This is a genomic window from Maribellus maritimus, from assembly GCF_022267315.1.
Taxonomy (GTDB): domain Bacteria; phylum Bacteroidota; class Bacteroidia; order Bacteroidales; family Prolixibacteraceae; genus Draconibacterium; species Draconibacterium maritimum.
The window spans coordinates 75,853-89,305 of the sequence record NZ_JAIKLE010000022.1 but is presented as its reverse complement, the minus strand read 5'-3'; the positions used below and the strand labels follow the sequence as shown (position 1 = coordinate 89,305).

Annotated in this window: 11 protein-coding genes; 10 read left to right on the top strand and 1 reads right to left on the bottom strand. The window is 38.0% G+C overall.

From position 1 onward, the window contains the following. Positions 1-28: 28 nt before the first annotated feature. The 3 genes from K5G00_RS18640 (at position 29) to K5G00_RS18630 (ending at position 4,231) form a co-directional block, all read left to right on the top strand. A complete protein-coding gene (locus K5G00_RS18640; protein WP_238767702.1) occupies positions 29-724 on the top strand; it encodes a response regulator transcription factor in 696 nt (231 codons plus the stop codon). A gap of 11 nt (positions 725-735) precedes the next feature. Next, positions 736-2,232 (top strand): sensor histidine kinase, encoded by a 1,497-nt coding sequence (locus tag K5G00_RS18635; protein ID WP_238767701.1) that lies wholly within the window; start codon positions 736-738, stop codon positions 2,230-2,232. Between the two features lie 178 nt (positions 2,233-2,410). After that, positions 2,411-4,231, top strand: a complete 1,821-nt coding sequence (locus tag K5G00_RS18630; protein ID WP_238767700.1) for a hypothetical protein — start codon at positions 2,411-2,413, stop codon at positions 4,229-4,231. Positions 4,232-4,418: 187 nt separating this feature from the next. On the opposite strand, the gene K5G00_RS18625 is transcribed toward K5G00_RS18630, so the two are convergent. After that, positions 4,419-5,135, bottom strand: a complete 717-nt coding sequence (locus K5G00_RS18625; protein ID WP_238767699.1) for a YdcF family protein — start codon at positions 5,133-5,135, stop codon at positions 4,419-4,421. 49 nt (positions 5,136-5,184) lie between these two features. Between K5G00_RS18625 and K5G00_RS18620 the strand changes: the two genes are divergently transcribed. From K5G00_RS18620 to K5G00_RS18590, 7 genes are all read left to right on the top strand, one after another. Next, positions 5,185-6,612, top strand: coding sequence for a RapZ C-terminal domain-containing protein (locus K5G00_RS18620; protein ID WP_238767698.1), 1,428 nt, complete (start codon positions 5,185-5,187; stop codon positions 6,610-6,612). A 240-nt stretch (positions 6,613-6,852) separates the two neighbouring features. Beyond that, positions 6,853-7,563 carry a YebC/PmpR family DNA-binding transcriptional regulator gene (locus K5G00_RS18615; RefSeq protein WP_238767697.1) on the top strand — a complete coding sequence of 237 codons (711 nt, stop codon included), beginning with the start codon at positions 6,853-6,855 and terminating at the stop codon, positions 7,561-7,563. 156 nt (positions 7,564-7,719) lie between these two features. After that, positions 7,720-8,955 (top strand): class 1 isoprenoid biosynthesis enzyme, encoded by a 1,236-nt coding sequence (locus K5G00_RS18610; RefSeq protein ID WP_238767696.1) that lies wholly within the window; start codon positions 7,720-7,722, stop codon positions 8,953-8,955. 198 nt (positions 8,956-9,153) lie between these two features. Continuing rightward, the gene (locus K5G00_RS18605; protein WP_238767695.1) at positions 9,154-9,975 is read left to right on the top strand and encodes a helix-turn-helix domain-containing protein; all 822 of its coding nucleotides are present in this window, start codon (positions 9,154-9,156) and stop codon (positions 9,973-9,975) included. Between the two features lie 72 nt (positions 9,976-10,047). After that, positions 10,048-10,848, top strand: coding sequence for an EFR1 family ferrodoxin (locus K5G00_RS18600; protein ID WP_238767694.1), 801 nt, complete (start codon positions 10,048-10,050; stop codon positions 10,846-10,848). Between the two features lie 86 nt (positions 10,849-10,934). Then, positions 10,935-12,341: a sulfatase-like hydrolase/transferase gene (locus K5G00_RS18595; RefSeq protein ID WP_238767693.1), complete on the top strand. Its 1,407-nt coding sequence runs from the start codon at positions 10,935-10,937 to the stop codon at positions 12,339-12,341. A 120-nt stretch (positions 12,342-12,461) separates the two neighbouring features. Further along, on the top strand, positions 12,462-13,400 hold the full coding sequence (locus K5G00_RS18590) for a helix-turn-helix domain-containing protein (RefSeq protein WP_238767692.1): 939 nt from the start codon (positions 12,462-12,464) through the stop codon (positions 13,398-13,400). The last annotated feature ends 53 nt before the right edge of the window (positions 13,401-13,453 follow it).

Here is a 13,453-nt window from a genome sequence, read left to right as displayed (position 1 = left end):
TTTGTAATGTTAAACTTGAAAAAACAAAATGGAAAAGGTTCTCATCATTGAAGACGACAAAGATATTTCCGAATTGATATCGATTCACATATCAGATATGAATTTTGAAATTGACAAGGCTTTTGACGGGAAAACAGGACTGTTAAAAGCCTTAAATAATACCTATAAATTTATTCTACTTGACATTCGTCTTCCGTTTGTCGACGGGTTTGAAATTTGTAAAAAAGTCAGACAGGAAAAAATTAATACACCGATTTTAATGCTGACTTCCAAATCAGAGGAAATAGACAAAGTGTTGGGTCTTGAAATTGGTGCCGACGATTATATAACAAAACCGTTTAGTGTCCGCGAACTAATTGCCCGTGTAAAAGCAGTGCTTCGTCGTGTGGAAATTTCAAAACAACCACAAGAAGATAACGACAAACAGATAAAAAACGGGGAACTCTTTATAAATGTGGGGATGCGAATTGTCGAAATTGACAAAAAAAGAATTGAACTTTCACCAAAAGAATTTGACCTTTTGGTGTTGCTTGCTTCAAATCCCGGAAAAACGTTTACCCGAATGTCGCTCCTCAATCAGGTGTGGGGGTATGAATTTGAAGGATTTGAACACACAGTAAATTCCCACATCAATCGGTTGCGAACAAAAATCGAATCCAATTTAAATCAGCCCGAATACATTTTGACTACCTGGGGAGTAGGATATAAATTCAGGGAAAATTAATTTTTGGAAAAATGAGTACAAATAAAAACAACAAAGAAACTGATAAACAACGGTTTTTTAGCCGGCTTTTCTGGCAGGTATCGGCTATATTTCTATCAGTTCTGGGCGTTTTTGCAGCTATAGCATTGTATATTTCGGTGCAGGCGGCAAGCAATTATTCAGAAGAGGTGAATCAGAAACTGAACCGTGAACTGGCAAGCAATATGCTGGATGTTATTACGCCTATGGTTAAGGATAGTATTAATGAAGAAGCACTGGCTGATATTATGCATTCAATGATGGTGATTAATCCTACTGTTGAAGTATATTTACTGGACAAAGAAGGAACTATTCTGAGTTATGTTGTTCCCGAGAAAGATGTAAAACTTGAAAAAGTTTCGCTCGTTCCCATCCGGAATTTTTTAAACGATCACAAACAATCAGTAATCTATGGCAATGACCCGCGCAACCCGGGGGAGTCTAAAATATTTTCGGCGGCCCGGATTACCGAGGATAATCAGCTACTTGGTTATTTATACATTGTTCTGGCCAGTCAGGAATATATTTCGGCTTCACATCTCGTTATCGGGAGTTATATTTTGGGGCTATCTATTCGTTCGGTTATAGTCATTTTAATCGTAACCGCTTTTATGGGCCTTGTTGCTTTCTGGTTTTTAACAAAAAAACTAAATGTTATTACCAGTGGAATCCAAAAGTTTCGCTCCGGTCAGTACAATACGAGAATTCCGGTAAAAGATAAAAATGAGTTGGATAAGATTGGTTTGGTTTTTAATGAAATGGCTGAAACCATCGAAAAAAATATTGAAGAATTAAAAGGAGTTGATACACTCCGTAAAGAATTGATAAGCAATGTGTCTCACGATTTGCGGACACCCGTGGCATCCATTCAGGGATACGCTGAAACCCTTCTGCTAAAAAAAGATGATATTTTAAAAGAAGACAGAGAACGCTACTTGAAAACGATTGTTAAAAGTAGTGAACGTTTAAAAAAGCTGGTCTCTGAATTATTTGAACTTTCTAAATTGGAATCAAATCAAATAAAACCGGAAATGGAAACATTTGTGATTGCTGAGTTGATTTATGACATTGCCAACAAATATCGTATAATTTCACAGAAAAAAGGAGTCAGTATCAATACGGTTTTATCAAAAGATTTGCCGCTCGTGGAAGCTGATATTTCGCTGCTTGAACGTGCTTTACAAAATCTTATTGACAATGCAATTAAATTTTGCGAGGAGGGAGACACAATAAACATTGAAGTAAATACTGAAGAAGTTGGGAAAGTAAACGTGCAAATTTCAGATTCCGGACAGGGCATAAAACAGGAAGATATTCCGCATATTTTTGAACGTTACTATAAGGGACGGGAACATACCGAAAGCACCGGTTTGGGACTTGCTATTGTAAAAAAGATTATGGAGTTGCATCATTCCGATATAAAGGTGTTTAGCCAATTCGGAAAGGGAACCACATTTTCCTTTCACTTGCCGGTAGCTCAAATTGCATAACGTAATTTGTCGAGTTTATTTGATAAAGAGAAGACTTTGAGGTCTTCTCTTTTTTTTTTTTGTTTGTGTGTAATAGTTTGAAATTCAGTTATTAAAACTTTATAAAAGCTTAAAGCTTTTGTGATACTTGTGTGATACTTTAGGCGGATCTTTGAATCGTAACCAAAATAGTATTACCATGAAAATGAAATTATTTATCACACTAATTGGATTTTTGGCTGTGTTCGCAGCCTGTGAGAAAGACGATGACATGATGCCCGATCCGGGGCCAACGCCGGTAGATCCAAACACGGCAGAAAAAGCAGTGATTGACAGATTTAGTGCAGAAGCAGGACATTTAATGGTTCGGGATGGATCCAATGGCCTTCCGGAATCAAATCAGGCGATTGATTTTGATCAGGGACCCTTTATTACCCAGGGAATAGGACCGGGAGGCGAAGTTGTTAAATATTACAATTTCGATATTCAACCTGTAAAAGCGGCTCCTATTTATGCCCTTTTCAGGGAAGGAGAAAGCTCTCCTGTCTCGGGACAATTAAACATTATCGACGTAATTCCGGGGGATGAAGGCTACAACGACTTCTGGCATGTTAATAAAGTAACTGTACCAACGGATTATGTTGCCAATACGATTACCAGTGTTCAGGAGATAATGGACATGGACTATCCGGTGGAACGTACAAATATTGTTGTTAATTGTCCGGTCGTTCCGGAAGGATCAACGGCTTCCATGCGTTTTAATTCCAGCGAACCTAAAGGTTTAATAAATGGCTGGTATAAAGGAAAACTGGTTTTCTATTTCACTTTCGAAGAGAAGATGTTAACAGTTGATTTGCCATCAAGTGGCCAGCCTGATGTTCCGGTTTCCGATATTCTGGTCACATTCAACATTAATCCTGATATGGAAGGTGGTGGCCCGCCATCGGGTTTTGTAACTGAAGGGATGACCATGCAAACCCATAATGTTGTTCAAACTATTCCAACCGATGCAGGTTATTCTCCACTGTGGGACGTGGATGTTTATGACAACATGGATTTTAATATGGTTTACGACTGGATGAGTGCTTCGAACGCAAATGTATTGGCAATGGGGGTAGCACTCGTAAATTGCCCTGTTGTTTCTGTGGAAGAAGGGAATTTACCTGTGGACCCGGATATGGCTTCAAAAGCTTCTATCGACCGGTTTAGCGCAGAGGCCGGACATCTCATGGTTCGGGACGATATGAATGGTTTACCGGCAGCAAACGAACCAGTTAATTTTGACCAGGGGCCCTTTATTACAAAAGGTCTGGGGCCAAACGGAGAAAAAGTACAGTACTATAATTTTGACGTGATGCCGCTAAAATCAGCACCTATTTATGTTTTGTTTAAGGAAGGGGAATCGACACCGGTAGAAGGACAGTTGAATATTATTGATGTTATCCCGGGAGACGAAGGATATAGTGATTTCTGGCATGTTCATAAAGTTACAGTCCCTGATTATTACAGGGCAAATACTGTTACAAGCCTGGCTGAGTTGACGGCAATGGGATATCCAAATGAGCGAACAAACCTGATTGTAAACTGCCCGGTGGTTCCCGATGGTTCAACAGCGGAACTGCGCTACAAACCTGAAAATACGAATGGTTTAATTCGCGGGTGGTACAAAGATATGGTTGTTACTTATTTCGATTTTTCTGAAAAGACTTTAACGGTCGAGTTGCCTGATGAGGGACACCCCAATGCTCCTGTGTCCGACATTTTGGTTACTTTCAATATCAATCCGGACATGGAAGGCGGTGGCCCTCCTTCAGATTTTGTAACCGAAATGGGAACCGATCAGACACATAATGTGGTTCAAACCGTTCCGGAAGATGATATGTATTCGCCATTATGGAATGTGAATGTATATGATAACGCCGATTTTGATATGGTAAGTAACTGGATGAGTGCCATGAATGCAAATATTTTAGGAACCGGTGTTGCATTGGTAAACTGCCCAATTGTTATGGTTGAATAACAGACGGATTCATTAGAATAATACGCAATATTTTTTAGAGGGAGCGACTGGTCCAGCGGTTATCTCCCTCTTTTTCTGTTTGTATGGTAGATATAATAAAAAACAGAGATAGAAAATTTGTTTGCTGATGAAAAATACAACCTGAAATAAAATGTAAACTACAAATAAAGAATGTTCAGTTTAAAATTTAAATCCAGCCCCTCAGCTTATAATACGTGAGAGCTGCAAGCTCACGTGCAATCAGAATTTCATATTTCAAATGGTTCCAGAGCTGATAGCGCACCGAGATACTTTGTCCCACATCGGGTACAAACAATTTGTTTCCACCCAGTTCATCATCTTTAAACGAAAGATCGGCCTCGGTTGCATTTTCAAAAGCCGGAAGTGCATTCACTTTTTCAAAACCTGCTTTTCTGAAACAAAGCACAGCACGCCGCATATGTTCCGGCGATGATACCAGTAACACCGGGTTTTGCATTTTAATTATTCTTTGGCAGTTCATCGCCTGCGCCCGGGTGTTGGTTCCTTTATCTTCAAATGAAATGCGTATGTTTTTAACTCCCCTCAGTTCCAATTCTTTTCGCATTAAAACAGGCGTACTTAAACTATCTGCCAGATCACCGGGCATTGCAATTACTATTCCGGCTTTCGGGAAACTTTTAGCAGCCTTTTCAACATACCAGCTGCGCATTAGGTTCGACTCACTGGGCATTCCACCACCACCAAGTAAAACAATGGTTTTGGGTTCTTCCTTTAACTCCGACTTGCTTGTTCCCAGCCAATGAAATCCCCAAAATGGAAGGGTTGTAAACGCAAGTAGTAAACATAAAGAGAAGAAAATACCAATCAATACCAATAAATTTCGAAGTATCCTTAAAAAATAGATATTTTTGATTTTTGCCATAATTTTGCAGAAAGCATAAAAATACGTTTAATCTTTTAAATTTTAGCATTTGAAAACATCAGATAAAAACGAAATAATTCAACTTTTTGAACATCACTTTAATGAAAAGGTGGAAACTTTTGAAATGTTGCCGCCGTCGGGTTCCTATCGCGAGTATTGCCGTTTGCAAAATAAAAACAGAACAGCAATCGGCGCTTTTAACTCCGATGTAAAGGAAAACACGGCTTTTCTTTCGTTTACCAATCATTTTTTGACAAAGGATTTGCCGGTTCCCGAAATTTATGCCGTAAGTTCCGATCTTAGAAAATATCTTCTCAGAGATTTGGGAGATACCACTCTGTTTGATTTTTTAAGTAAAACCCGTGAATCCGAAGGATTTTCAAAAAATATTATTAATGAATATAAAAAGGTTTTAAAGGTTCTCCCCAAGTTGCAGGTAGTTGCCGGAAAAGAATTGGATTATTCAGTTTGTTACCCGCGGGCTGCTTTCGACAGCCAAAGTATGATGTGGGACCTGAATTATTTTAAGTATTATTTTCTGAAGCTGGCACAAATTCCTTTTGATGAACAAGCTCTTGAAGATGATTTTCAGACTTTTAGTGAATATTTGCTCAGCGCAGATTCAAACTATTTTTTGTATCGTGATTTTCAGTCGCGTAACGTTATGTTGAAAGATGATGAAGTATTTTTTATCGATTACCAGGGAGGAAGACGTGGAGCGCTGCAGTATGATTTAGCTTCGCTTTTATACGACGGAAAAGCAGATATTCCGCAAAGTGTGCGTAAAGAGCTTTTTGACTTTTACCTTGAAGAATTGCAGAAATACCTTCCTGTAAATAAAAAGGAATTTACAGTTTACTTTCGCGGGTTTGTATTGATTCGCATTATGCAGGCGATGGGGGCTTATGGTTTTCGGGGTTTTTATGAAAAGAAAGAGCATTTTCTAAAAAGTATTCCTTATGCTTTAAAAAACCTTGAGTTTTTACTGGAAGACCTTGATTTACCTGTTGAAATTCCTGAGCTAACCAAAGTATTAAAATTGCTTACTAAGTCGGAAGTTTTAAAAGAAATTGGGCAGGTAAAAAGTAATTTAACGATTCGCATCACAAGTTTTTCCTATAAAAAAGGGATTCCTGCCGATCCTTCAGGCAATGGTGGCGGTTTTGTTTTTGACTGCAGAGCTATCAATAATCCGGGGCGCCACCAGGAATACAAACAACTTACCGGCAAAGATTTGGAAGTACAAAAGTTTTTGGAAGAGAAATCGGAAATCAATATTTATCTTGATTCTGTAAAAGCTTTGGTTGATCAAACGGTGAAAGTGTATTTGGAAAGAGGTTTTTCACATTTGTCAATAAATTTTGGCTGCACCGGTGGCCAGCATCGTTCGGTTTACTCCGCTGAAAAACTAGCTGAATATATACAAAACAATTACCCCGTAAGTGTTGTTCTTATTCACCGTGAACAACAATTTTAGATATGGGGAAAGTTGCCTGTAAAACAAAAGATTTTAAAGACAAAGAAAATCCAAAATACGAATGTAAAAAATGCGGAGCCAAAGTAAAAAAAGAAGAAAAAGTATGTAAGCCCAGGAAGATTAAAATTAAATCATACAAAGAATAAGAGCTATTTTTTTGAATTTTGTGATTTGTACTTTGGTTTTTATCGTTTCTGTTTTTTATTTTCGCGGAAAATTTTCAATAATAAAATCTGAAACATGGGAAGAGCATTTGAATATCGGCGGGCAGCGAAAGAGAAACGCTGGGACAAAATGTCGAGAATTTTTCCTAAACTCTCGAAAAAAATTACCATTGCAGCCAAGGAAGGAGGAGCCGACCCGGATTTGAATGCTACTTTGCGCACGGCTATCTTAAATGCAAAAGCGCAAAACATGCCAAAATCAAACATCGATGCAGCGATAAAAAGAGCGTCGGGAAAGGATGCGGCAAATTATTCAGAAGTAAACTACGAGGGAAAAGGTCCGCACGGAGTTTTGGTTTTTGTGGAATGTGCCACCGATAACACAACGCGAACAGTTGCCAATGTAAAAAGTTATTTTAACAAAGCTGGCGGAGGTTTGGTGCCAACCGGCTCGCTTGAATTTATGTTTTCCAGAAAAGCGGTCTTTGAGTTTGAAAAACCGGAAGGTATGGATGTGGAAGAACTGGAGCTTGAATTGATTGACGCCGGATTGGAAGAGATTGAGGAAAACGAAGGAGAATACTATGCTTACGCCGATTATACCAGTTTTGGAGATATCGCACATGCACTTGAAAATTTAAATATAGAAGTGAAAAAAGCCAACCTGAAACGTTTTGCGAACGATCCGGTTGAATTCTCGGAAGAACAACTGGAAGAGATAGAAAAAATGCTTGATAAACTGGAAGAAGATGATGATGTTCAGGCTGTTTACACAAATATCGCATAGAAGATAAAAACATTCAATATTTCTAAAGGGCTTTAAAAGCCCTTTTTTTGTTTCCCTGCCAAATACCTTTTTTTGCCCCTTAAATTGCTTTCGTTCATCTAAAAAATAAATGGTTTTCGTATTGATTGGTTATTTTTACCTTAAACCACATTTATTATGCTAACGGTTAAAAATTATATCAGTCATTTTGAAAACATCTGGAATGAAAGCCCGCTTGATTTCCCTGTTTTTGAAAAAACATATTCGTTAAACGAGCAGAAAATACGTGAACAGCATTTTTCTGATTTTCAGCAAAAGATAAACGGATTAAAATCAAAACGTAAAGTGGAAGAATTGCGGAGGAGTGATCCTTCCAAAACATTTTTTCCGGTTTTTAAATCGTTTCTTAAAACCGTTTTTGATTTTGACCAGAAACATCTGGAAATCATTCTTTCCGATAAATTTAAAAATGTAAGCAGAGATTTTTTTTACAGAGCCCGTGAATTTGGACCGGAACTTTCGCCCGAGAATATTTATCAGGGAATGCGAAATGTTTGGATTATGAATGGAATTCAGCTGATGATGGATATCCCGGTGGATATTACTCCATCTGTTTTTGGTTACAGTATGATTTATCCGTACAGCGATAATTTGCTCGACGATCCAAATATTTCTGCCGAAGAGAAGCAATATTTTAGTGTCCGTTTTAACCGGCGATTGCATGGGGAAGTGGTGTTGGCGCAAAGTTTTACGGAGTTGCAGCTTTTTAAGCTGGTTGAAATGTTTGAAAAACAATTTCCAAGAACGGAGTTTCCAAAAGTTTTTGAAAGTTTGTACGCTATTCAACAGGGACAAACCAACAGTTTACAACTTAACGGAACAACAGAAATTTCAGATAACGAGATTCAAAAAATATGTTTTGAAAAGGGAGGCGCCTCTGTTTTGGCCGATGGTTACCTGGTGGCCGGCAGATTGACCGAGAATGAAGAACGGGCTTTGTTTGGATATGGGGTTTATCTTCAGTTACTTGATGATATTCAGGATGTAAAAGAGGATGCTGAAGCGCAAACCAGAACCATTTTTTCTCGCCGGAATGATTACGATCTGGATAAATTTGTAAATAAAACCATTCACTTTGGACGAAAAGCATTGGATGAAATGTATTGTTTTAAAGGGTCTCAGATAGAGACATTTATTAAACTGATGAATCGCAGTATTGAAACCATGATAATTGAATCGGTAGGAATGAATGAACAACACTATTCCGCCGATTATTTGGCCAAACTGGAAAAACAATCGCCTTTGCGTTTTGATTTTGTTCGAAGAAAGAGAAGTCAGTCAACGTCAAACCGATTTTCTTTTTTTAAGAAGTATTTTGAGCAAAATACCCCTGGCCGGGCCGTTCAGTTTTAAACTCTTGGCAGAAACGAATCAAAAAAAGAGTGCAGATTGCAACAAAAGATTTTTATAGGCCTGGAATGAACAGTAAAATTTTCTTAGCACGCTATCAAATAGGAAAATACAGATTTGAATCTGTTGAATATAATTTTATGAGTTTAATCGTTTATTGTTTCTGACTTTCAGTATTTTTGCATAGCCCGGCGGATAAAAATGCAGAATCAAATAAAAAGATATCAGGTTAAGAATTCTCTTTTAAAAAAGTATGTGAAATTTTTTTGGGAGATTCAAGCGGACTATTTGCTGCTGGAACATAAGGTTATCCCATCAAGAAATATTAATCTCAGGTTTAATTTGAGTGAGACAAAGCACTATTCGAGTTGTGGGGGTGAAGAGCGTTTGCTGGAGAATGTTTTTTTTGCCGGCTTATACGACAGTTATACTAACATTCACCTGAAATTAAATGGCAAAGTGCACATGCTGGGAGTATGTTTTTACTCTGATGGATTTTATCCTTTTTTTAAAGTTCCTGTGTCAGAATACAAAAATCAACTTTTCGGAGCTGCTGAAGCCGGATTTAAAATATCGGATACAATAACTGAGCGGTTAAAGGAAGCAACTCATACAATACATAGGTTGGAGATACTTGAAAATGAATTAATGTTAATGCTTGTGGATGAATACAAAGACCTTGTAAATTTTCAACTGTTATTTAATAAATTGAAACAAAATAACTATTCTTCAGCGATATCAGAATTTTGCCAAAATAACAACATAAATATCAGAAAACTGGAACGTCTTTTTAATAAGTACGTCGGATTACCAGCTAATACATTCTTTACTGTAAATCGTTTTCAAAATGGTTTAAACCAGCTGTTATACAGTGATTATTCAAAATTGACAGATATAGCCTACGATACTGGTTATTTTGACCAAATGCATTATATCAAAGATTTTAAGCGTTTTGCAGGGAATACTCCCGGGAATTTTATTCGGAAAAACAATTCAATGCTGCAAATAGGAAAATTTGTTTAACTGTCGTTTTCTTACTATTTCGTATTTTATAAGTGATTTAGTTTTGTTTTAAATCGTAATTAAAGATAAGTTATGAAAATTCAATCGCTAAAGTTGGTTTACTTTTCACCAACAGGAACAACTAAATCGATAATTGAGAGTATAGGTAAAGGCGTAAATCTGAATCATTCAGAAATAATTGACATCACAAAGCCTCAAATAAGACAGCAACCGATAAAAATAAAGGAAAATGAATTACTCATTGTTGGAGTGCCTGTATATATGGGAAGAGTTCCTGCTTTAGTAAATAATTGTCTAATTCAAATCAGCGCACATAAAACGCCGGTTGTTTGCGTTGTAGTATATGGCAACCGGACATTTGGTAACGCATTACTCGAATTAAAAGATATTTTATGGCAAACAGGATGTATCCCTGTGGCAGGTGGAGCTTTTATTGGTGAACATTCTTTCTCAAGTTCTGAATATCCGGTAGCACAGTCAAGGCCTGATTATGATGATTTGGAATATGCGGAACTGTTTGGACAGAAAATAAAACAAAAGCTTCAATCGGTCTCATCGTTTGAGAATCTTGCTGATATCGTTGTTCCCGGTGAACTTCCGTACGGAGGAACAACAAAACTATGGAGTGTTGATTTTATATCAGTTAGCGAAAAATGCAGTGGAAAAGGAATTTGTGCAGAAGTTTGTCCTGCCGGAGCTATTAAGTTTGAAAACACACGCAATATCGATAAAGAAAAATGCATTAGCTGTTGTGCATGTATAAAAAATTGTCCGGAACAAGCCAGGACGATAAAGGAAAGCCTGGTTAAGGAGGCAGCAATACGGCTAAACAGTTTATATCGTGAGCCTAAAATGCCGGAATTTTTTTATTAATCCTGAAAAATTAGATCTAAGTTTGTGGGAAAACCAAAAAACGCCGTATTAAAAAGCAATAAAATTGGAAATAAAATGTATTTGTTATGAATAAGATACTGCTGCTGTCGTTCTCTCTTTTCTTTCTTTTTACTTTGGGATGCTCAAAAACTAAAATAGAGAAGAAGCCAAATATTATATTAATTTTTATTGATGACATGGGGTGGGCTGATTTATCATGTTTTGGAAATACCGATGTACAAACGCCAAATATCGATAAGCTGGCTTCGGAAGGAATTGCCTTTGAACAGTTTTACGTTAATTCACCTATATGCTCACCTTCTCGTGTGGCCATTTCAACCGGTACTTATCCACAGCGTTGGAATATCACTTCTTATCTGGCACGTCGTGAGTTAAATCAGGAGCGCGGCATTGCAAATTGGTTAGATCCTTCAGCGCCAATGTTGGCAAGAAGTCTTCATGAAGCTGGTTATACAACCGGACATTTTGGAAAATGGCACATGGGAGGACAGCGGGATGTTACCGATGCACCGCAAATTACTGAATATGGTTTTGATGAATCGCTGACCAATTTTGAGGGAATGGGAGCAAAATTACTGCCACTCACAAGAGACGAAACAGGGAAAGTAGGGCGAATTTGGGAAGGCGCTGAAATACTGGGAGAACCATTTACCTGGATGCAACGCTCTGAAATAACTGCAGGCTTTATTGATGCAGCCATTCAGTTTATGGAAAAAGCCGATAGTACGCAGAAACCATTTTATGTAAACATCTGGCCCGATGATGTGCACAGTCCTTACTGGCCGCCTTATGAGGAATACGGAGTTGCCAAAGAAGCGGGGAAACGAGGACTGTACCTGGCAGTTCTGGAAGCGATGGACAAACAGTTTGGAAAATTGTTTGAGTATGTCCAGTCAAACGAAAGATTGCGCGACAATACTTTGATTTTGTTTTGCTCCGATAATGGTCCGGAACTGGGAGCAGGCAGAGCAGGTGAGTTGAAAGGGTATAAAACACATTTGTATGAAGGCGGTATCCGTTCTTCGTTTTTTGTTTGGGGACCCGGATTTATCGATAATAATGCGGCAGGAACACGCAATAAAGAATCGCTTCTTTCTGCTATCGATATTACACCATCGCTGCTTGAGTTTGCCGGAACAAAAGCTCCTGAAAATGTTGATTTTGATGGAGAAAATCTTCTAACAACCATTCTGGGTGAAGCAAAAAAATCGCATTCTTCGCCAATTTTTTACAGCCGGCCACCCGATAGGAAGAATTATTACGGTTTTGAAAATCTTCCGGATTTGGCTGTACGTGAAAACGATTGGAAGCTATTGTGCGATTACGATGGGAGCCGGCCGGAACTCTACAACATTGTATACGACCCGGGCGAAACCAAAAACATGGCTGAGGAGCATCCGGAGCTTACACAGTCAATGACTCAAAAAGTAGTTTCCTGGTACAAATCGATGCCGGTACTGGAACAGAAATAAACCAACTTGTTTGAAATTTGATAGCCGAAGAACAGCTCGGTGTCGTATGATTTGCAAGTTTTAAAAAGGATATTTTGGTCTTATTTTGTATCTTTGATTTTTACAAATCAGTTTGTAATCATGAAAGACATTGGAAACACTTCGCTTGATGAATTCTACGAGGAAGCTGCAAATTTTACAGGTAAGGATATTGATACACTTTTACCGCCGGGTATCGGCAAGGAGATTGGACATTTTAATGTTTTTGACATTTCTGAAACCATTAAAGAGTTTAAGCAGAAAAATACAATGCCATACAATCGCCGGGCCTATTATAAAATCAGTCTGATTAAGGGAAAAAACCGGGCTGAATATGCAGATAAGGTAATTGAAATAAAAAATAATGCCCTGTTGTTTGCTACTCCAAAAGTACCTTATCACTGGATTCCGCAGGATGAAAATCAATCGGGTGCATTTTGTGTTTTTACCGATGCGTTTCTGATTAAAAATAGAAGCGGTGTGGTTTTAGACGAACTGCCGATTTTTAAGTCGGGTGGTTACCCTGTTTTTGAAATTGCTGATGAAGAGGTGGAAGAGCTCAGTTATATTTTCAAAAAGATTAAAAAGGAGATTGTTTCGGATTATGAGTACAAGTACGATTTGTTGCGTAATTATGTTTTAGAGCTTATTCATTATGGTCAAAAGCTGCAACCAGCCAGTGCTTTGCGAAATAGTCAGACTGCCTCTGCGCGTATTGTTTCACTATTTGTTGAATTGCTGGAGCGTCAGTTTCCCATTGAATCGCCCAATCAGAAATTAATGCTTCGATCAGCAAAGGAATACGCAGAAAGGCTGGCGGTTCATTCTAACCATCTTAACAAAGTTTTGAAAGAGAATACAGGTAAAACAACTACTGAGTTTATCAGCGGGAGGGTTTTACAGGAGGCAAAAATTTTACTTAAACAAACCGACTGGAATGTTTCCGAAATTGCATACAGTTTGGGCTTTGAGGAGTTAGCCCATTTTTCCAACTTTTTCAAAAAGAAAACTTCAGTTGCTCCGTTGTCGTTTCGATCATAAAACTGATATTTGAATTTTGCAAATAAAAGATTGAAGTTTGCAAAGCGCTTTTC